Genomic DNA, 20794 nt, shown 5'->3' with positions numbered 1-20794 from the left:
AAGGCCTCGCGCGGTGTCCTGGCTGCGAGAACTCGGCATCGCTGTCGCGTTCACCTACCCCGAGCCTCGCGGGGGAGCCGGACGCGCTACTGCCAAGCTCCACGTCCAGTACGGCGCCCCGCTGTTCCCTCCAACCGCAGAATGCTCCGACGCGTCCTCGGGCCGGGTCGGAGACGATGCCCTATTCCAGCCGGGACCCGGGCCCACTCCTGGGTCCGAACGTCGGCCCGGTCCGGGGAAGGGCGGCGGGGGAGCTGGTCCGTCAACTCGCAGTGAGACAGCGTCGCTTCCCGGTTGAACAGGGCGGTGGACACGGCCTTGACGCCGCGGTTGGGGATGCGGCGGGCCACCTTCGGCAGCAGACGGCGGCCCTCGTCCCAGACGCTTTGCACCAGTTGGTCCGGCCACCACCCTGGAGACGCGGCTCATCCTCACGCTCGCAGCGGTCCACACCGCCCAAGTCGCCACCCTCATACTCGACGACGTTGACCTCGGCGACCGGCGACCGGCGACCGACCGTCAACGGACGCATCCGTCCGCTCGACCGACCTCACCCTGAAACTGCTACAACCGGACCGCCACGAAGACCAGCCGCGCTGGCAACCACCGGATCAGCACCGCGATGCGAGAGCAGGACGCTGAACAGCACCCTCGCTGAACCGGCTCGACTGCGTCGCACCATGAAGGGAATAGGGAATCATGGACGAGTGATGTCGACCGAAGCAGCAGCGCTCGCCCTACAGGACCATGCCGTCCTCTGGAGCATGGAGGGCCACCGATGTCGTCGCGTGCGCCTGCAATGCGCTCGTCGCCGGCCTCGACAGTCCCGCCCTGCGGATGCTGGCCGCGTGCACACGCGCAGAGGCGGATTACGATGTCCCCGATCTCCTTCCCCCAGCACTCGACGAACTGGGCCTCACCTTCTACCCAGCGGGCAGTATCGCCGGACAGGAAGCCGCCGCACGAGCATTGGCCGCCCGTATGCTGGCCGGCGAGTTGACGCCACGCGAGCTGGTTCTCCGGATCCACCAGCGCTTCGGGCACGAACTCCCCTTGGCCGAACGACTCGCCAACCTGGACGACGAGTACGACATCCTCGAGTACGGCGACAGGACACCGGCAGAGGTCGACGCCGACGTTCTGGCCGAAGCCTTTCGACTCACTGAGCGGCCCCTCCCCCGTAATGGTGGACACGCTTCGTTGATCACGCGGCGAGCGTGAGCTTAGCCGTGTGGTGTCGTTGATCGTGCAGTCGGTGTTCGGTTGCCCGTTGTCATGGATGAGGGAGCGGGTGTCAGGGTGCGTGGTCGCGTCCGTCCCGTGGGGCGAAGGCGGCGAGGGCGTCGGCGTCGGTCGCGCGAGCGTGCAGGAAGTAGTCGGCCCACTCGGTGATGGCGGGGTAGGACGAGTCCTTGCTGAGCTGGGTGGCTGCGGCTCGGAGGTCGAAGTGCGTGGTGCGGAGTTCGACACCCGGGCCCAGCAGGGCCCAGTGTGCTCCGGTCCGGCCGTAGGGCATGCCGATGCTGCCGGGGTTGATCACGAGTCGGCCGTGGGCGAGGCGGACGAACGGCATGTGGGTGTGACCGCAGACCACGGTGCGGATGTCGGTATCGAGTCCGTCGAAGACTTCCGTCCAGCGGTCGAGGCGGGAGTCGACGAGGACGACCTCCTCGTCGTCGCGAGGGGTGGCGTGGCAGAACAGCACCTTTCCCAACCCGTTCACGGACAGGGAGAGCGATCGTGGAAGCGAGCCGAGTAGGTCGAGATGGTCCTCGCGGAGCTGTTCGGCTGCCCAGGGGGCGATCGGGTCGGGGATCGTGTCGCGTTGCCCATGGCGGTATTCGAGGAGTTCGCGGTCGGCGTTGCCGCTGATCCAGATGACGCGGTCGCCGAGGCTGGTCAACAGGTCGAGAACCTGGGTCGGTTGCGGGCCGGCGGTGATGTCGCCGGTGAGCACGATGTGATCGGCGGTGCTGACGTCTGGTTCGGTGAGAACTGCCTCCAGCGCCGGCAGGACTCCGTGAATGTCGGACAGGACGGCCACTCGGTTCAGCATGGTCACCACTGTGGGGTGAAGCCGGCCGATCGGTGTGATCTTTCGCCCGGCGCGTAGTTGGAGGGGCCGTTCAGCGCGAGTGGTCGCCGGGCGCACAGGTGTGCTGGAGCGGTCGGTGGTGGCCGCGTGGGCGAGGGCGTGACGCCGTACGGGCCGTGGGCGTGCGGCAGCGGTACGGATGCCGTGGTCGGGGACGGCTTGACCTTGACGCTGGGTCAACCCTCCATGCTTCGGGAGGAGCTTCCGCGCAATCGCCTGGAATAGCTCCGCGAAGGAGGCAGATGACCATGACAGCCCAATCGATCGCCGGTCCGGCGATTCGCGTGAAAGGCCTCAAGAAGTCGTACGGGCAGCTCGAAGTGCTGCGCGGTGTGGACTTCGAGGTGGCGCCGGGCAGCATCTTCGCCCTGCTCGGTTCCAACGGGGCGGGCAAGACCACGACCGTGAGGATCCTCGCCACGCTCCTCAAGGCCGGCTCGGGAGTGGCGAGCGTCAATGGCTTCGACGTCACCACGCAAGCGGCGAACGTGCGGGAGTCCATCAGCCTCACCGGGCAGTTCGCGGCCGTCGACGAGATCCTCAGCGGTCGGGAGAACCTCGCCCTGGTGGCCAGGCTGCGCCACATCAAAGACCCCGGCACGACTGCGGATGACCTGCTGAGGCGTTTCTCGCTGAGCGAGGCGGGAGCGCGGCGAGTGTCCACGTATTCGGGTGGGATGCGCCGTCGGCTGGACATAGCGATGAGCCTCATCGGGAATTCGCCGGTGATTTTCCTGGACGAACCGACGGCCGGTCTTGACCCCGAGGCGCGCCTCGAGGTGTGGGATGCGGTCAAGGAACTCGCCGGCCACGGAACGACGGTGCTGCTCACCACGCAGTATCTGGACGAGGCCGAGCAACTGGCGGACCGGATCGCGATCCTCCACCAGGGTCGGATCATCGTGAACGGCACCCTTGCCGAGCTCAAGCAGCTCTTCCCGCCCGCCAAGGTCGAGTACGTCGAGAAGCAGCCGACTCTTGAGGAAGTCTTTCTCGCAGTCATCGGCGGCGGCGACACGAGCGACGTCACTGGCACGACGGCTGAGGGACGACGATGACCACGTATTTCTTCAACGACACCGCCGCGCTCACGGGGCGGACCCTGCGCCATGTCACACGCAGCATGGACACCATCATCACGACCGCCATCACGCCGGTCGCCATGATGCTGATGTTCGTCTACGTGTTCGGCGGCGCCATCGATACCGGGTCGGTTCCGTACGTGAACTACATGCTGCCCGGCATCCTGCTCATGACCATCGCCTCAGGCATCTCGTACACGGCGTACCGGCTGTTCACCGATGTGAAGAGTGGGATCTTCGAACGATTCCAGTCCATGCCGATCGCGCGCTCAGGCGTGCTGTGGGCCCACGTCGTCACCTCCTTGGTCGCCAACCTGATCGCGCTCGTGCTCGTCGTGGGTGTCGCTCTGCTGATGGGCTTCCGCTCAGGGGCAGGAGTGTCGGCATGGCTCGCGGTCACCGGCATCCTGCTCCTGTTCACCCTGGCGCTGACCTGGCTCGCCGTGATCCCCGGGCTCTCTGCGTCGTCGGTCGAGGGCGCCGGCGCGTTCGCCTACCCCCTCATCTTCCTGCCGTTCGTCAGCTCGGCGTTCGTGCCCACGAAGACGATGCCCGGCCCGGTGCGCTGGTTCGCCGAACACCAGCCGGTGACGTCGATCGTCAACACGATCCGCGACCTGTTCGCCCAGCGGCCGGTCGGTGACGACATCTGGACCGCCCTCGCGTGGTGCGTCGGCATCCTCGTCGTGGCGTACGTCCTCGCGATGGCCACCTATCGCCGGAAGATCGCCTGAGGCAGGCTGAGACCCATGCTCACCATCAGCCAGCTTGCGGCGTACGCCGGGGTGACGGTGCGGGCGGTACGCCACTACCACCGGATCGGCTTGCTGCCGGAGCCCCAGCGCGACCGGTCCGGATACCGGACCTACGACGCCGCCGCGGTCGTGCGACTGATCCGGATCCGCACCCTCGCAGAGGCCGGCGTGCCGCTGGCCCGGGTACAGGAACTCCTCGCCGCCGGCCCGGAGGAGTTCGCCGACGGCGTCCAGGAGATCGACAAGGCCCTGCGTGCCGAGATCCGGCGGCTGCGGGACACCCGCAGCCGACTCGCCAGGCTCGCCGCCGGAGAGCACCTGGCGCTACCGCAGAGCGTCGTGGGCTACCTCGACCGGCTGCGCGGTCTCGGCGTCGGGGAACGGTACATCGAGCTGGAGCGGGACGCCTGGATCCTGATCGCCGCACAGGTGCCGGACCTGATCGACTCCGTGATTGCCAAGAAGCACGAGGAGTTGGACGACCCCGACATGGTGAGGCTCTACAGCTTCTTCACCGGGGAGCCCGACTGGATGGCCGGCGATCCACGGATCGTCGAGGTCGCCGACATCCTGGAGCGCCTGATGATTCGCGCCGTGGAGGCCGGCGAGGTGGGTGCCGACGGCTTCGACGATCAGTTCGTCGCCCTGATGGACTCCACCATGCTCGAGTCCGCACCGGGCGCCGAACTGGTGCTGGCGATTCTGAAGGAGCGGGGCTGGAGCGGCTGGACCCGCATCGAACGAATACCTGCGGACAGGCTCAACACTCACACGTGACGCTACTCGGCTGTGCTCATGCCGGCCCAGGTCGGCAGTCTGCCGCGCACACATCCCGCAGTACGGTTTGGCAAGTTGACCACAGAATGCGGGTGTGGCGTGTGATGTGGCCGGAGCACATCGACAACGAGATCGCCGCTCTCCGGCAGCGGGAAGCCGAGCAGGAGCACGGACGGCGCTCCCGACCGCCCCGGCCGCACTGGATCGTCGACTCGGCATCGGCCAAGGACGCCCGCCCGCCGCAGTCCACACCGGCGACTGCCACGCCGCCGGACAGCGCCACCGTTCCGTCGACCGGGAGAAGGCCCCTGCCGGCTGCTCGCCGCCGGGTTGCCCGCCTGCACCCACTGCCACCCCGACCAGCACCTCGGCATCCTCGACTGACTGCACTCAGGCACTGCGACGGGGCTTCCTCGACGCCGTCTTCCCCGCGGTCTTCTTGGCGGGCCGTCTTGCCGGCCGTCTTCCCGGTCGCGGTCTTGCGCGACGCCTCCTTCGAGGCGGCGGTCTTCTTCGCCGTCTTCGCGGGCATGTCGTGCACCGAGGCATCGCCTCCTTGACCCTCGTCCCCCAAGACGTCGACCGAGTCGGGGGCGAGGGAGGATGGGTCGCGCGGACCTCGTCGGGCCACATCATCGAGTGCAGGACGATCACGTCGTCACGGATGCGCAGCCAGCCCCAGCCGCTCCCGGCCGTGCCGGGCGAACTCGGCCACGGCCGACCTTGCCGCTGGGCTCCAGCGCCCGGAGCAGGACTGGCGAAGGTGGCTATGCGAATGGCGGCGAGGCCTTCGGCGACTGACCGTGTGGTTCAAGTCCGGCGACTCCGCGCATGCATCAGGTGTGGCGCGGGCGAGGCAGCAAGGCGAACGCGCTCTCCGCGATCGAGGTCAGGCGGGCGGGACTGTGGCCGTACGCGCCTACGACATCGGTCCCGCGGATGACGGTCAGCAGAAGGTACGCGAGGTCGTCGGGATCCGCGTCGGGGTCGAGGTCGCCGTTGCGCTGCGCTGCTCGCACACACTCGGCCACCTCCGTGGCGACCACGGAGAAGCACTCCTTGGCCAAGCGTTTCACCTCGGGGTCGGAGGCGCCGACCTCCAGGGCCATCTTGGCGGCGAAGCAGGCCGCCCCCGCCCGGTCGGCGGCGGGGGGTACGTCGGCGGCGAGTGGCACCCCGTGGACGGCGCGGAGCAGGTATGCGTGCAGTCGTTCCAGGGCGCCCTCGTCGGGTCCGGCGAGCATGTTCCGCGGCCCCTGCGCCAGCCGGGCGAAGTAGCCGGCCATCGCCTGCAGCAGCACGCCGTGCTTGCCGTCGAACGCGGCGTAGAGGCTGCCGCGGCCCAGGCCGGTGGCGGCGCTGATGTCGTCGACGCTCGTGCCGTTGTAGCCCGAGGCGCGGAACTGCCGCTCGGCGGCATGGAGGACGTGGTCGCGGTCGAAGCTTCGTGGTCTGGCCATACAAAGAAGGTAGAGCCGACCCACCCTTCTTGACAACTCAGTACAGAACTCCCTAGGTTTCGGACTGTTCAGTAAACAACCGCCCTGAGCTCACCGGACAGGCTTGGTCCGGACGTGCGGGACCGGTGCGGACCGTGTCGACCTGAGCACAGGCGACCCCGCACAGCGCCCGCCGAAGTCATGGCCGCGACCGAAGGAACCACCGTGCAGACAGCTCCCCGAGTGGCCCTCGTCACGGGCGCCTCCTCCGGGATCGGGCGGGCGACGGCGCTCGCCCTGGTGGGCGCCGGCTTCGCGGCGGTCGGCATGAGCCGCAACGCGGCGAACGCCGAGCCGCTCGTCGGGGTGACGTTCGTCCTCGCACCCTGGCTTCGCGGGTACGCGCCGTCCCCGACCGCGGGGCCGTTCGACTTCGCGGCCCTCACCGGCGACGTGCTCGCGCTGATCGACCGCTGGTCTCCCAGGCGAGCCGTGGAGTTGGGCGGCCACGAATGGGGCGCCCTGATCACATGCGATGCCTGCGTCACCGCGCCCGAGCGGATCGAACGCGCGGTCACGCTCGCCATCCCCCACCCATTCACGTTCCTGAGCCGGTCGCGCCTTGCTCAGCTTCGCCGGAGCTGGTGCATGGGGCTCTTTCAACTGCCGGGAAGCGGTCGGATGGCCACCAGCCGCGATCTCGCCCTCATCGACCGCCTCTGGCGTCAGTGGTCGCCCGGCCTCTCGCTCGATCCAGCTCTCCAAGCGGAGCTGCACGAGCACCTGCGGGCGAGCATGCCCGCGCCCATCAAGTACTACCGGGTGACGATGCGACCCGGCATGCTCAGGGCGGGATGGAGGTCATCCCCGACGTCGGTCACTTCCTGCACATCGAGGCCCCCGAGGCGATCGCGGCATGGGCCGAGCAGCGGATCACTCGACCCTCGCGGCGAGAGCACCGGGATGTACGGCGCGGAGCGGGCTCTGACATGGCGTTGTCGCGGACGGCGGGATGGGGCGGACCTCCGCGGCCGCAGTCGGCGGATCTCCTCGTTCTCCTCGATCGCGCCCCCGGGCGCCTCACCGCCGTCCATCTCGGCCTGGGCGCCCAGCGCCACAATGAACGCCTGCCCCGACGCGCTTGGGCACCGTCAGCACTGCCGCGGTATCTGGTCGGGCACTCGGCACGGTGCTCCAGCACCAGCCGGACGGCTCGGGCCCTCGGCTCGCGATCCACCTTCTTCGGCATGACATGCAACCTTCCAACTCAGAAAGATGCGGCAACAAGCCGACCCCTGCCTGGTCACGCCGAGTCACGATCAGAGCGTCGCACTGCGGTCTTCTGCTGTCTGCCCCGGCGAGGACTTCGCCGGCATCTACGGGCCCGAAACCATGGAGCGGTTCGGGCTGCTGCCCTGCTGCCCTGCTGCAGGGCAAGCCTGTGATCACTCAGAAGACCAAACTCGGCATTCCGGGCATCGTTGTGGCGAGCGAGGGTCGACCTGCCGAACTTGACAACTCAGTACAGAACCGCTTAGGTTTTTGACAGTTCAGTACACAACAGTCCTGAGCTCACCGGACGGGCTGCGTGCACGCCTGGCGCGATTGAGGGCAACCCATGCCTTTGAACTCCTCCGCGCCGCCCGGTGTTGCGACGCCTTCCAGGTCGGCAAGGCCGGTCTGATCCTCGCGATCCTGGCGATCCTGGCGACGACGAGTTTCATCGCCGGACTGGATCCGTACATCACGAACGTCCCAAGCAAAGCGGAGCCGGACTCTCCACTCGGTGAACAGCCACGTCGTGACCGCTCACCGGCACTGACCCCGGCTTCAGACAGCTGTACTTCCTGCTTGGTCCGGGCTTGCCGGACCGCTATGCCGCGAAAGCGGCTCGGAGGTTGAACTCATGACACAGGTGACCCAGCGACCGTCCTTTGGCGAGGACTCCCCGGCCGGGGGGTCCCGGACGACCGACCGCGTCCGCCGTCGGACGGTTCAGGCAGGCGGACTGGAGGTTCCGATCCTTGAGGCCGGCAGGGGGCCACTCGTTGTGTGCCTCCACGGGTTTCCCGACCATGCGGCCAGCTGGACAGGGATCCTCGACCGCCTCGCGCAGGAAGGGTACTGGGCGGTCGCGCCCGCGCAGCGCGGATACTGGCCCGGCGGCGCGGCCCTCGACGGCTCCTACAACATTGCCTCGACCGGCCAGGACGTCCTGACCCTGATCGAAGCGCTCGGGCGCGAGCAGGCGGATCTCATCGGCCACGACTTCGGGGCCGCGGCGGCGTACGCGGCAACGAGCCTCGACGCGAGCCGTGTCCGCAAGCTGGTCACCATGGCGGGTCCCCCTGCCCGTCAACTGATGACCGCATTGGTCACCGACGCCGACCAGCAGCGACGCAGCTGGTACATGTTCTTCTTCCAGAGCGCCATGGCGGAGGCTGCCGTCGAACTCGACGACTTCGCCTTCATCGACCGGCTCTGGCGGGAATGGTCACCCGGCTACGAGCTGCCGGACGCGGAGCGTGCCGCGCTCAAGGAAACCCTCGGTGCTCCAGGAGTCCTGACCGAGGTCCTGGGCTACTACCGCCAGTTGTTCACGCCCCCTGCGGACGAGGCGGCCCAATCCCTGCAAGCCCGGGCCTTCGGCGCCCTCACCGTCCCGTCTCTCTACCTCCACGGAGCCGACGACAACTGCATGTCCGTGGAGTTGAGCGAAGGCATGGACGACCTGTTCACGAACGGCTTCGAACGCATCGTCATACCCGGCGCGGGGCACTTCCTGCACCTCGAACAGCCCAAGACGGTCGCCGACCACATCCTCGGCTTCCTGAACAGCTGACCACCCGCCAACCACCCAGAACTCGAAGGGCTGACCGAACCATGACTGACAAGGAAGAGCGCGAGGTCATGGCTGTGCCGACTCCTCCGTACACGAGCGACGCACTGGCCGAGGGGGCCGTCGACGCGGTGGTGATCGGCGGGGGCGCCGCCGGGCTGAACGGTGCACTGATCCTCGCCCGCTCCCGCCGCTCGGTCGTGGTGATCGACAGCGGCTCCCCGCGCAACGCGCCCGCCCAGGCCGTGCACGGTCTGCTCGCCCTGGACGGCACCCCGCCCTCCGAGATCCTCCGGCGGGGCCGGGAGCAGGTGCGCCAGTACGGCGGACGCGTCCTGTCCGGCGAGGTGGTCTCGGCCGAGCCTGCCGCCCCGTCGGTGGACGGGGACCTGCGGTTCACCGTCACTCTGGCCGACGGCCGCCGCGTCACCGCCCGCCGCATCCTGGTGGCCACCGGCCTCACGGATGTCCTGCCCGAGGTGCCCGGGCTCGCCGAGCACTGGGGACACGGCGTGGTGCACTGCCCGTACTGCCACGGCTGGGAGGTGCGCGACCAGCCCATCGGTGTCCTCGCCACCGGTCCGGCCGCCATCGGCCACGCGTATCTGTTCCGTCAGCTGACCGAGGACCTGACCTACTTCACCCACGGCACCGACCTGGACGAGGGCAGCCGCGCCCGCTTCGCCGCCCGCGGCATCCGCGTCATCGACACCCCGGTCACCGAGGTCGTCGACGACGAGGACGGTGCCCTCGCCGGGGTGCGCCTGGCCGACGGGCAGGTCGTGGCCCGCCGCGTCCTCGCGGTCGCCGCGCCGATGCGGGCCCGCACCCAGGGCCTGGAAGGTCTGGGCCTGCCGGTGCGGGACCTGCCGAACATGGGCCGCGGTTTCGCCTCCGGTATGGCCGGCGCCACCGAGGTGCCGGGTGTGTGGGTGGCCGGCAACGTCACCGATCTGGTCGCTCAGGTCGGAGCCTCTGCAGCGGCCGGCGCACTGGCCGGCGCCGACATCAACAGGATGCTGGCCCTCGCGGACACCGACGCGGCCCTCCAGAAGATCACCGAGGGAAGCCCCGAAGCGGCCACCCGATGATCTCGAAGCCCTGAGATCTCAGCCCGTCACCCGCTCGCCTGGAAGCTGATCAGTCCTCAGACGGGTTCAGCCATACCCGGCAAGCAGGACCGTCCTGCGGAGGCCGACGCCACACTCCTCGACGTCCTCGCCCGCCTTGACGACTCCACATGCTCGGCTTCCTGAACGGCCGACCAACCCAATCAGATGAAGGACACAGCAATGACGGAACGCAATCCCATTTTGATCACCGGCGCCGGCGGCCAAGTCGGTGGCGTGAGCAGGGTGATGGTCGACGTGCTGCTCGAACAGGGCCACTCGGTGCGCGCGTTCGTGCGACGGGACGACGAACGCGCGCAGTCGTTGCGCGAGGCCGGGGCCGAGGTCTTCGTCGGCGACCTGCTCAAACTCGCGGACGTGGCCGCCGCGCTGAAGGGTGTCAAGCGCATCTACTTCAGCATGACCCCGCAGCCGTACTACGCCGATGCCCTCACCTTGATGGCCGCGGCGGCGCGCGCCCAGGGCGACATCGAGGCCTTCGTGCACCTGTCCAACTACGAGCAGTCGTACATGACCCTCGAGAAGATGACCACACCGGATGAGGAGCGGCGATCCTGGCTCGGCGGACTGGTCACTGACTGGTCACCGCAGCAGCGGGCGCACTGGGTCTGCGAGAAGGTGCTGGACTGGTCCGGCATCCCGACCATCAACGTGCGTGCGACCCTGTTCGCCGAGAACCCCCATCTGACCTGGATGCAACTGGGCCCGCTGAGCAACGGTGAACTGCGCCTGCCCTTCGGTAATCAGCGCCTTGCACCCATCTCCGTTCACGACGTGGCACAGGTGTGCGTGAAGATGCTGGTCGACCCCGCACCGCACATCTCGAAGTCCTACGCGCTCACCGGCCCGGAGCTGAAGGACATGTACGGGTTCGCTGAGGACTACACAGCCGTGCTGGGACGCCAGATCGTCTACATCCCCGAGGAAGTGGAGGCATGGAACGACGCCTTCCTGGACGAGACCGTCCTGCAGGAGACTCTGGGCGACCCGGCGACGGCCCGGCACGTGGCGGCGCACCTGACGATCCAGACCAGGCTGATCGCCGGCGGGCGGTACGACGTCCTCTCCGACCAACTGGAATCCCTGCTCGGGCGCCCGCCGCGGACCATGCGGTGGTTGCTGCAGAACAACACTCGCCTGCGCGAACTGGCGGGTTCCCCGAGCCAGTGAGCGCTCCGGAGCAAAACATGACGCACACGATGGGCAATCAAGAGCTTCCGCTCGTCCGCCCCGTCCCCCTCAGGAGCTCCTGATGTCCTTCCTTGCGAACACCCCCGTGGAGAAAATGCCTGGGCCTTACGCGCGGCGCTGGTGGGCGCTGCTCGTGCTGTGCCTGAGCCTGCTGATCACGGTGATGGCGAACACGTCGCTGATCGTCGCGGCCCCCGACATGACCACCGACCTGGGGCTGAGCAGCAGCGATCTGCAGTGGGTCGTCGACGGCTACACCGTCCCGTACGCGGCGCTGATGCTGGTACTGGGCGCGATCGGCGACAAGTACAGCCGGCGCGGCGCGCTGGTGCTGGGGCTGCTGATCTTCGCCGGCGGTTCGGTGATGGGGAGCATGGTCGACGAGACCTCGCTGGTCGTCGTGGCCCGCGCGATCATGGGTATCGGTGCCGCGGTCGTGATGCCCGCCACGCTCTCCCTGGTGGTCGCGACCTTCCCCCGGAGCGAGCGGGCCAAGGCCATCACCGCCTGGGCCGCGACCTCCGGGGTCGCGGTGGCCGTCGGCCCGCTGGTCTCCGGCTGGCTGCTCGAGGACCACGCCTGGGGCTCGACCTTCCTGATCAACGTGCCGATCGCCCTCCTCGCCGTGGCCGGCGCGCTCGTCCTGGTGCCGCCGTCGAAGGCGGAGGGGATGGGCCGGATCGACTACGTCGGCGGTCTGCTGTCGATCGTCTCCGTCGGCTCCCTGATCTACGCCGCCATCGAGGGCCCGCACTCCGGCTGGGGCGTCGGCCCCGTCACCGCCGCCGTGGTCGCCGGTGCCGGTCTGCTCGCCTTCGTCGCCTGGGAGCTGCGGCACCCGCGCCCGATGCTGGACGTCCGGAAGTTCGCGCTGCGCCCCTTCACCGGCTCGATGCTCGCGGTGATGTTCTTCTTCTTCGGCATGTTCGCCGTGATCTACTACGCGACGCAGTTCCTCCAGTTCGTCCTCGGCTACGGCGCCCTGGACACGGGGGTACGGCTGCTGCCGCTGGGCGGTGCGGTGTTCCTCGGGTCCGCGCTGACCGGGATACTCACCCCGAAGCTGGGGGTGAAGCCGATGGTCGTGACCGGCCTGGTCATCGGCACGGCGGGCATGTTCCTGCTCACCCAGATCGACAAGAGCTCGACGTATGGGGACTTCCTGACCCCGCTGATGATGCTGGGCCTCGCGCTCGGACTGGCCATCTCCCCGGCGACCGACACGATCATGGGCTCCTTCCCCGAGTCCGAGCTGGGCGTCGGCGGCGGTGCCAACGACACCGCGCTGGAGCTCGGCGGCGCGCTGGGTATCGCGGTGCTGGGCTCGCTGCTGGGCACGGCCTACCGGGACGAGCTGACCGGCCTGGTCGGCGACCGGCTCCCGGCGGCGGCGATGGAGATCGCCAAGGACTCCGTCGGCGGGGGACTGGCCATCGCGGAGCGGGTCGCGCAGGATCCCACCGCCGGGCCCCAGCAGGCCCAGGCCGCGATGGACGCCGTCCACCAGGCCTTCGCCCACGGCGTCGCCCAGACCAGCCTCATCGGCGGGATCATCATGGCCGCCGGAACACTGATCGTCCTCGCGGTCCTGCCGGGCCGGCGCGGGTTCGCGAAGAAGGACGCCGGGCCGGGCGCCGGGACAGCGCCGGCGGCTGTGCGGGGTCAACAAGACGGTACGGCTGTGGTGGTCGGGCACCGGCGCCGCTGAGGCAGATGTCGACCGCTGCTGGCGGTCCTTCCCCCGGTGCTTCGACATCGAGCACACGTTTCGCCTGTTCAAGCAGACTCTCGGCCGGGACCAGGCCACGGGTTCGCGGCTCGGATGCGGTCGACCGGTGGACCTGGGAGAGACCGGCTCCGCCGAACAGGCTCACACCCGCCCCCGTCCGCAGAGGGTTTCGGTGCACCGGTTCGCCGACCGGTGCACCGAAACCCTCTCGTCCCACCCACCACAAGGTCGGCGCCAACCTCGCAGAACAGGCTGACGAGCGACACAGAGGACCAGCACACTGAGCGCATGCGCCATGAGGAGAGGGTCAAGCTCACGGCCGTGAAAGCCCTGATCCCGCTGGCCGTCCTTGTCGCCTCGCCGGTACTGCTGATAGCAGGAGCACCGATTCGCCGCCGCTATGTCCGTCAGAATCACTCGCCCGTCTCGTCGAGCGCCGAGGTTGAGCGGCAAGCTCAGCAGGTGCTTCCGATCCCTGGCTGTGAGGTGTACGGCTGGATGGACGCATCCTCACTGTTTCCTCCGGGTTCTGCCTGGTCACAGCAGGCCGGGCTGCTGCCATTCGGTGCCGAGGACGTGGTGGTCGAGGAAGTTGAGGCATGTCTCGTACCACAGGCGTGCGTGGTTCGGCTTCAGGACCCAGTGGTTCTCGTCCGGGAAGTAGAGGTATTTCGCGGGGACTTCGTGCCGCTGCAGTTCCTGGAAGAGGGTGGCGCCTTGCCCGACGGGCACGCGGTAGTCCTTGGCGCCGTGGATGACCAGCATCGGGGTGCGGATCTTCGCGACATCCAGGTGCGGGGAGTCGGCCTCGTAGCGCTCGGGGCGGGTCAGCGGGTCGCCGAAGATCCGCTGGAAGTACCAGGGCGCATCGGTGTCGCCCTGGAACATGCGCAGGTCCCACAGACCCGCGTGGCTGATGATCGCCTTGAACCGGTCGGTGCTGGTGGCGACCCGGTTCGCCATGTATCCGCCGTACGAGCCGCCGGCGAGTGCCGTTCGTGAGGCATCGATGTCGTTGCGGGCCTCGGTCGCGTCGGTCAGCGCGATCACATCCGTGTAGGGGCGTCCGCCCCACTGTCCCCAGCCGCGCCGATGGTTGATCTGCCCGTAGCCGGTCGACAGGGCCGGATCCGGCAGCAGCACCGCATAGCCGCGTGCGGCGAAGGGCCACGGGTTCCACCGCCAGGTCCAGCCGTTCCAGCTGAACTGCGGGCCCCCGTGGACGGCGACGAGCAGCGGAGCGGGCCGCTCGGCGGAGGCGCCCTCGGGCAGCACGAGCCAGCCGCGCAGCACGAACCCGTCGTCCGCCTCCGCGTGCACCTCGGTCAGCGTGCCGGGCAGTTGGCCGACGCCGTCAGGGGCGGGCAGCTGGGCGGGAGTCTGGTCGGCGATGTAGGCGTCGATCCGGACGGGCGTAGGTGGCGCGTCGACCGAGTGGCGCAGGGCGTAGAGCGTCCGCCCGTCGGGGGCCACGGTCAGTGAGCCGTAGGCACCCGAACCGGTCAGGCGTGTGACGCCACCGTCCGGGTCGCGCCGGAAGACGGGCGCGTGCCCCTGCTCGTCGGATGTGAAGAAGAGCGTGTCGTCCGCCGGTGAACAGGCCACGCCACCGGGCCAGTTGTCGAATCCGGGCAGCAGGTCCCGCACCGCACCATCGGCCAGGTCGATCCGGACGAGAGTCGCTTCCCAGGGGGTGTCGTACGTCGGGTAGCGCATCCGGCAGCACACGACGGCCGAGCCGTCGTGGGTGAACCGCGGTGCCTCGTAGAGGTGTTCCAGATCACCGACGACGTAAATCTCCTCACCGCTCGCCGCGTCGGCCACCACCACGGCGGTGCGATGCTCGTCCGGGACCCGTCCGGGCACGAACCGGCGGTACGCCACCCGTGTGCCGTCCGGCGACAACGCCGCGTCCCCCGGATCCTCCAGACCGATCCCCTGTCCACCGGCGACGACCGGCTCCGTGTCAGCACCGGCACGGACGAAGGTGTGCGGCTCCGCCGGGCCGAGGTCGTGGTCCCACGCACGGGTCGGCCCGGCCTCGTACAGGATCGCGGTGACCTTCGCGTCCTTTCGCGCCGCGCGCAGCTTGCCGTGCGCCTCGGCGTCGGCGGCCCCCGGCAGCAACCCCGCGGTGTGGCACAGCGCGCCGGAATCACGGGCGACAGTGACCGCGGCGATCCCACCTGGGTGCCGGGCCACGACGACGGCCTCCCCGCGCGGCGGCAGTGCCCACAGCGCGGCGCCCTCATCGCCGTCCTCGGCAGCGCGTTCAGACAGGAAGTACAGCGTCCCGTCCGGACCGAACACCGGCCCCGACTCACCCTTGTCGGACCGGGTCAGCCGCAGCGCGTCGCGCTCCCCGGCCGGATCGATCTCCCAGAGACCGGACACGAACCGCGTCCCGTCCCCGGACAGCGACTGCACGGCGGCGACGAGACGAGTGCCATCGACGGACAGGGCAAGGGAGTTGACGCGGGGGCAGGCAACGAAGGCGGACAGGTCACGGAAGGCGGACGGGCCACCTGAGGACTCGATCATGCAGGCGATTGTCGCCCGTGCACGATACAGACGGCCAGGGAGCGTGACATGGGGCGCCGGATGTCAGCAGCCCTTCCCCACCCCAGAAGATCCAAGTCGGAACTGACCTGCCGCGTTGAGGGCCGTCCCGCTGAAGGACAAGCCTTGAGCAGATATTCGGTTGCTCGTCTGCGAGGGCGGTGGATGCAATGTCTGGCATGGTGACTGAGGTCCGTCCGCCGCGGCGGGACGAGATGGCTGGGTACTACCGGGCATTGCCGTTCGCGAACGGGTTACCGAGCTGGGAGCCTGCGGACGCCGCGTGGCACGGTGGCCCCGAGCCGTGGCCTCCGCAGCGCATGCCTGCGAGCGCGGAGCAGCTCGAAAAGTGGTCGGCGGCCGACATCAAGGATGAGTCCTTCCACCCGATCGCGACGTTCGTCGACGGCAGGTGTGTCGGCGCGTCGGCGGCCATCTCCTTCGAGGTGACGGTTCCCCGGAGGGGGAGTGGGGAGGATGGCCGGTGTCACTGCTACCGGGGTGATCGCGACGCATCGCCGGCGCGGTTACCTGCGGAAGATGATGCAGGCCATGTTCGAGGCGGCCCTGGAGCGAGGCGAGCCGTTGGCGATGCTCAGCGCGAGCGAGGGAAGCATCTATGGACGGTTCGGGTTCTCGCCCGCGACCTACCGCACCCGGTGGGAGCTGGCCCGTCACGAAGCGGCCCTCCTTCCGGCGGAGCCGGATCCCGGGTCGTTGGAGCTGGTCGACGCCGCAGAGGCGAAGAAGGCCTGGCCACGGGTGCATGCGGACGTGCGTGCCCAGCGCGTCGGGGAGCTCAGCCCTCTCCCCGGACGCTGGGACGGGCTGTCCGACGCAGCAGACGGCACAAACGGACCGCTGCGCTTTCTCGCCCACCGCGACCAGCACGGCGAGGTGGACGGCATGGCCAACTTCCGACTGCCGTGGTCGCCGACCGCAGACCGTGCGGGAACACTCGTGGTGGAAGCGCTGGAGGCGACGAACCCTGTGGCCTACCGCGCTCTGTGGGGACTGCTGATCGACTTCGACCTCACCAAGACCGTCGTGGCGCCAGGTCGTCCGCGCGACGAACCCCTGCGGTGGATGCTCACCAACCCGCGGGCGATGCGCGTCACCCGCCAGACGGACAACCTCTGGGCGCGCCTTCTCGACGTACCCCGAGCCCTGACACAACGCTCGTACGTCACGCCCGGCGAGCTGAGGCTCACCATCGACGACGACCAGATGTGCCGGGCGAACAACAGGACATGGCATCTGAAAGCGGACGGCCCCGTGGTGACGTGTGTTCCGACCGACGAGACGGCGGACCTGACGATCAGGCTCGCAGCGCTCAGCTCGCTCTACTTCGGTGGCATGTCGGCGTACCACCTGGCATACGCGGGCCACATCACCGGGCACACCAACAGCGCGATCGGACAGCTTGCCCGAATGTTCCGGACCGACCCCGAACCGCACAACTCGTTCGGCTTCTGAGGAGCTGTGTCACGTCCGGTGATCTGTGACATGCCGTGACAGGTGGGCTGTAGTGCGGTGTTGCCGCGTGACGGAGGCTGTGCGGGCGCTCACGGGCGGTGCGGGTGACTGCTGGGCCGGTCAATCGGTAAATGCGTAGCGTGCTGTTGCGCGTGTTGTGACACTGCGCCGGTGACCGGTTCTGCACTGCCGCAACTGCTTCGACCTCGCGCCCTGAGGCCCGGAGATCTCGTCGTTGTCGCGGCATTCTCCGGACCGCTCGACGCGGTCTACGAGCCCGACCTTCAGGAGGCGGTGGCCGTGCTCGAGCAGATGGGGTTCCGGGTGCGTCGGGCACCGCTACTCGACGCGGGGCGGCACCGTTGGTGGAGCGCGGCTGCGCCGACGGAGATCGCCGGGGAGTTCAACGCTCTGCTGCGAGATCCTGAGGTGCGCGCGGTCATCGCGCACGACGGCGGGCAGACGGCGCTCGGTCACCTCGACCTGATCGACTTCGAGGCGATCGTGGCCGACCCCAAGCCGATCCTCGGATACAGCGGCATCTCACTGCTGCACCTGGTGCTCTATGCGCGGACGGGGCTGGTCGGGTTCCATGCCGACGTGGCCACCTGTGGACTCGGCGGGTCCTGGCAGTCCGCGCCCGCGGCACGCGGAGCAGAACTGGAGAAGCTCTACTCGACGCTGCTGACCGGCGGCGAGGCGGTCGGTGCGCTGCCGGCGACCCCGTTGTGGGAGTGCTGGCGTGCCGGTTGCGCCGAAGGGCGGCTGATCGGCGGGGTGATCAACCGTATCGCGCTGGTGCAGGCGACGTCTTTCGCGCTGCCGCTCGAATGCTTCGACGGCGCGGTGCTGTTCTGGGAGGAGGTGTTCCTCGACGAGCTGAGCCGGCCCCGCGCCACGGTCAAGGCCGCCGCAGGGGCGGCCGGGATCACCACCGTGGCGGTCTACCAGCGCCGCCGCCGGGACCCCGCGTTCGCCCAGGCGATGGACCGGGCGCGGGAGGACGCACGAGGCGACTGACGAGACGGCGGATCAGCCGCCGGTGCCGAGTACGAAGGCCGGAGAAGCACGGGGAGCAGCTCTGTGATGGTAGTCACAGAAATGAGGTCTCTCGTGCCGCCAGGAAGGCATCTTCAGCGACCTGCGAAGCGGCCCCCGGCCCACCCATTACCGCAGGTGCCTGTGAGGGACTGGACCAGCGAGAACGACGGCTGGCGGTCGCCTACGCGCCTTATTTACACCGGACTTGGGAGGTCAGGGGTGGAAACCGAGGCGTATGACCTGCGGTTGTATGTACGGAGACGCGGAAGAGGCCGCCCCCTGGACCGGGACGACCCCTTGCACTCCGCATCTCGTCCGAGCAATCAGCCGACAACTACGGAGACTCCATCGTGTCAGATCGTTCCACCCCCGAGGAGCCGGACCTGTTCCGGGTCCGTAGGCCTTCACCCGGCTTGGCCGCCATCTCCACCCTGACTCTGGTACTGGCGGCAGACCTTGCGGGGCTCATCCCCGAGGGGCCGGCCGCAGGGGCGATGCTCGCCGGGGTGGCTGCTCTGGCCCTGCTCAAGGGGTGCGTCCGCCGAGGACGGTGACCTGAGCACTCTCCGGGGCCCCGCACAGCAACCTGCCCGCGACGAGCTGAGGGAAGGCACGGACCGCGCGCAGAGCGGGGCCCCGGAGGGTGACCCCGGAGACGACTTGGACAGGGTCCCGCCGGGTACGGTGGGCGGTGATGGCCGCCGATCGCGGCGGCCCGGCCCCAGCTCCGACCCGGCCCGTGACCGGCACGGAGTGCCCACGGCCCCAGGTGCAGCGCATCACCGCGATTGAAGCCGCCGCATGCTCACTCTGACCGGCGCGACAGCTCACGGGCGCGCGCCGAGACCGGGAGTTCGAGCATGGTCCGCAATCACGCCCGCAAGGAAGCCGCGCGAGGCGCGCGAGGTGCCGACCGGACCCACCGCCAGGCCGTCGACGCCGTACGCCACGACACCCCCGCCGTCGGCCGGGCGCCTGTGGCTCCCGGCGACGCCGTCCCCCGTGACGAGACCGGGTTCCCCGAGTGCCCCCTCCGCCGCGGGGACGTCCTGCGCATCTCCTGCCCGGCCGGACAGGCCCGGGTGGTCGAGACCTGGGGCGACAACGCCGTGGCGCTGATCCGGTGGCCGTGGCAGGAGCAGGGCGCCGACGAGCCGAACGACTTCGCGGTGGACCTCCCGCCAAGCGGCCCCGCGCGGTTCTCCGCACCGTTTCGCCACACCCCCCTCGCCCGGGGCGTGCGCGAGGGCGACATCCTCACCGTCGACCTCCCCCCGACGGTCGTGCACGTCGCCTACACCAGCGACGTGTGGCTCGCCGACGACCGCGACGCCGGCCGCCCGCCCGCCGACTCCCACATGAACGTCGCCGTGTTCCCGTACGGGGTCAGCGAGAGTGATGAGACCATGCGCGAGGGCGCCGACCAGCGGTGGATCCTGCGGCCGTGGGCCGCCGCCCCCATGACCGTGGAGCTGATCCACCGGCCGTACCCGGCACTGGAGTCCGGCGACCGGGTACGCGACGCGCACGGCACCGTGTGGCAGTACGCCCCGCACGGAGGGCCCGGTGTGGCCGCTCACCCTCAACGAGCGGTACTCCAGCGAACCGGAGCCGGCAGAGGCCGAGGCGGTGGCGGCCACCACCGCGACCGGATCGCACGAGGCGGAGCTGAACCGCCTGCGCCAGGTCTCCGGCGCCGATCTCGTCGAGTACGAGCCGGCCGCGGCCCCCGACGTGCTCGGCGCGGACCGGAAGGCCGAACTCGCCCAGCTGGACTTTCCCTCCTTCCCGGGCTTCTCCGCCCGCCTGTTCGCCACCGAGGACTCCGACTTCTCCATGGCCCTGGTGCGGGCCTACAACGACTGGCACATCGACGAGTGGTGCGCCGCCCACCCCGGCCGCTTCATCCCCATGGCCCTCCCGGCGATCTGGGACGCCGAACTGTGCGCACAGGAGATCCGGCGGGTCGCCGAGAAGGGCTGCCACGCCCTGACGTTCCCGGAGAACCCCGTCCCGCTCGGCTACCCCAGCTTCCACTCCGACTACTGGGCCCCGGTATGGCGGGCGCTGACCGACTGCGGCACCGTGATGAACCTGCACATAGGCTCCTCCGGCCGCCTCGCCATCACCGCGCCCGACGCCCCGCCGGACGTGATGATCACCCTGCAGCCCATCAACCTCGTTCAGGCGGCGGCCGACCTGATGTGGTCGCGCGTCCTCAAGGAGTACCCGAGCATCAGGATCGGGCTGTCGGAGGGCGGCACCGGCTGGATCCCCTACTTCCTGGACCGCCTGGACCGCACCTACGAGATGCACGCCACCTGGACGCTCCAGGACTTCGGCGGCAGGAAGCCGTCCGAGGTCTTCCGTGAGCACTTCCTCACGTGCTTCATCAGCGACCCGATCGGTGTGAAGCTCCGCCACGAGATCGGGATCGACAACATCTGCTGGGAGGCCGACTACCCGCACAGCGACTCGATGTGGCCCAACGCCCCGGAGGAACTCCAGGAGGTGCTGACCGCGAACTCCGTGCCGGACCACGAGATCAACAAGATGACGCACGAGAACGCGATGCGCTGGTACTCCTTCGACCCGTTTGCCCACATCGCGCGCGAACGGGCCACCGTGGGCGCTCTACGCAAGGCCGCCGGGGAGCACGATGTCTCCGTCAAGTCGCGCAG

16 protein-coding genes and 2 pseudogenes are annotated in these 20794 nt (G+C 69.1%); 15 read left to right on the top strand and 3 right to left on the bottom strand.

Annotated elements, in window-relative coordinates; translation table 11 throughout:
* Window positions 1-747 precede the first annotated feature (747 nt).
* A complete protein-coding gene (locus J8M51_RS00145; RefSeq protein WP_086756471.1) occupies window positions 748-1221 on the top strand; it encodes a hypothetical protein in 474 nt (157 codons plus the stop codon).
* 73 nt (window positions 1222-1294) lie between these two features.
* On the opposite strand, the gene J8M51_RS00140 is transcribed toward J8M51_RS00145, so the two are convergent.
* Window positions 1295-2056 (bottom strand): metallophosphoesterase family protein, encoded by a 762-nt coding sequence (locus tag J8M51_RS00140; protein ID WP_086756489.1) that lies wholly within the window; start codon window positions 2054-2056, stop codon window positions 1295-1297.
* Between the two features lie 287 nt (window positions 2057-2343).
* Here J8M51_RS00140 and J8M51_RS00135 point away from each other — a divergent pair, with 287 nt between their 5' ends.
* The 4 genes from J8M51_RS00135 (at window position 2344) to J8M51_RS46215 (ending at window position 5652) form a co-directional block, all read left to right on the top strand.
* Window positions 2344-3153, top strand: coding sequence for an ABC transporter ATP-binding protein (locus J8M51_RS00135; protein WP_086753345.1), 810 nt, complete (start codon window positions 2344-2346; stop codon window positions 3151-3153).
* Complete coding sequence (locus J8M51_RS00130) at window positions 3150-3911, top strand: ABC transporter permease (RefSeq protein WP_086753337.1); 762 nt, start codon at window positions 3150-3152, stop codon at window positions 3909-3911. The genes J8M51_RS00135 and J8M51_RS00130 overlap by 4 nt, the downstream gene beginning before the upstream one ends.
* A 15-nt stretch (window positions 3912-3926) precedes the next feature.
* Window positions 3927-4709, top strand: coding sequence for a MerR family transcriptional regulator (locus tag J8M51_RS00125; RefSeq protein ID WP_086753335.1), 783 nt, complete (start codon window positions 3927-3929; stop codon window positions 4707-4709).
* A 94-nt stretch (window positions 4710-4803) separates the two neighbouring features.
* On the top strand, window positions 4804-5652 hold the full coding sequence (locus tag J8M51_RS46215) for a DUF6233 domain-containing protein (protein ID WP_398855256.1): 849 nt from the start codon (window positions 4804-4806) through the stop codon (window positions 5650-5652).
* Here J8M51_RS46215 and J8M51_RS00120 read toward each other — a convergent pair.
* Entirely contained in the window at window positions 5546-6169 is a 624-nt protein-coding gene (locus tag J8M51_RS00120; protein WP_179202925.1) for a TetR/AcrR family transcriptional regulator, read from the bottom strand. The two genes, J8M51_RS46215 and J8M51_RS00120, sit on opposite strands and share 107 nt — an antisense overlap.
* 204 nt (window positions 6170-6373) lie before the next feature.
* Between J8M51_RS00120 and J8M51_RS00115 the strand changes: the two genes are divergently transcribed.
* From J8M51_RS00115 to J8M51_RS00090, 6 genes and pseudogenes are all read left to right on the top strand, one after another.
* The gene (locus J8M51_RS00115; RefSeq protein WP_398856253.1) at window positions 6374-7399 is read left to right on the top strand and encodes an alpha/beta hydrolase; all 1026 of its coding nucleotides are present in this window, start codon (window positions 6374-6376) and stop codon (window positions 7397-7399) included.
* A 799-nt stretch (window positions 7400-8198) separates the two neighbouring features.
* On the top strand, window positions 8199-8990 hold the full coding sequence (locus J8M51_RS00110; protein ID WP_256964079.1) for an alpha/beta fold hydrolase: 792 nt from the start codon (window positions 8199-8201) through the stop codon (window positions 8988-8990).
* Between the two features lie 68 nt (window positions 8991-9058).
* On the top strand, window positions 9059-10078 hold the full coding sequence (locus tag J8M51_RS00105) for an NAD(P)/FAD-dependent oxidoreductase (RefSeq protein ID WP_086753329.1): 1020 nt from the start codon (window positions 9059-9061) through the stop codon (window positions 10076-10078).
* A gap of 201 nt (window positions 10079-10279) precedes the next feature.
* Window positions 10280-11287 (top strand): NmrA family NAD(P)-binding protein, encoded by a 1008-nt coding sequence (locus J8M51_RS00100; RefSeq protein ID WP_179202924.1) that lies wholly within the window; start codon window positions 10280-10282, stop codon window positions 11285-11287.
* An 82-nt stretch (window positions 11288-11369) separates the two neighbouring features.
* Window positions 11370-13016, top strand: coding sequence for an MFS transporter (locus tag J8M51_RS00095; RefSeq protein WP_267298878.1), 1647 nt, complete (start codon window positions 11370-11372; stop codon window positions 13014-13016).
* A pseudogene (locus J8M51_RS00090) lies at window positions 12976-13252 on the top strand (NF041680 family putative transposase); the annotation flags it as partial. The gene J8M51_RS00095 and the pseudogene J8M51_RS00090, both read left to right, overlap by 41 nt.
* Window positions 13253-13574: 322 nt before the next feature.
* Here J8M51_RS00090 and J8M51_RS00085 read toward each other — a convergent pair.
* Window positions 13575-15578, bottom strand: a complete 2004-nt coding sequence (locus J8M51_RS00085; RefSeq protein WP_086753325.1) for a S9 family peptidase — start codon at window positions 15576-15578, stop codon at window positions 13575-13577.
* A gap of 495 nt (window positions 15579-16073) precedes the next feature.
* Here J8M51_RS00085 and J8M51_RS00080 point away from each other — a divergent pair, with 495 nt between their 5' ends.
* The 4 genes and pseudogenes from J8M51_RS00080 to J8M51_RS00065 all read left to right on the top strand — a co-directional run.
* Complete coding sequence (locus tag J8M51_RS00080) at window positions 16074-17072, top strand: GNAT family N-acetyltransferase (protein ID WP_256964078.1); 999 nt, start codon at window positions 16074-16076, stop codon at window positions 17070-17072.
* Between the two features lie 171 nt (window positions 17073-17243).
* Window positions 17244-18092: an LD-carboxypeptidase gene (locus J8M51_RS00075; protein ID WP_086753323.1), complete on the top strand. Its 849-nt coding sequence runs from the start codon at window positions 17244-17246 to the stop codon at window positions 18090-18092.
* 371 nt (window positions 18093-18463) lie between these two features.
* Window positions 18464-18667: a hypothetical protein gene (locus tag J8M51_RS00070; RefSeq protein ID WP_143673095.1), complete on the top strand. Its 204-nt coding sequence runs from the start codon at window positions 18464-18466 to the stop codon at window positions 18665-18667.
* Window positions 18668-19679: 1012 nt separating this feature from the next.
* Window positions 19680-20690 (top strand): annotated as a pseudogene (locus tag J8M51_RS00065) (amidohydrolase family protein); the annotation flags it as partial.
* Between the last annotated feature and the right edge of the window lie 104 nt (window positions 20691-20794).

The organism is Streptomyces griseiscabiei (assembly GCF_020010925.1).
Lineage (GTDB): Bacteria > Actinomycetota > Actinomycetes > Streptomycetales > Streptomycetaceae > Streptomyces > Streptomyces griseiscabiei.
Note: the sequence above shows the minus strand (reverse complement) of the source record. Positions and strands in the feature narration are given on the sequence as shown.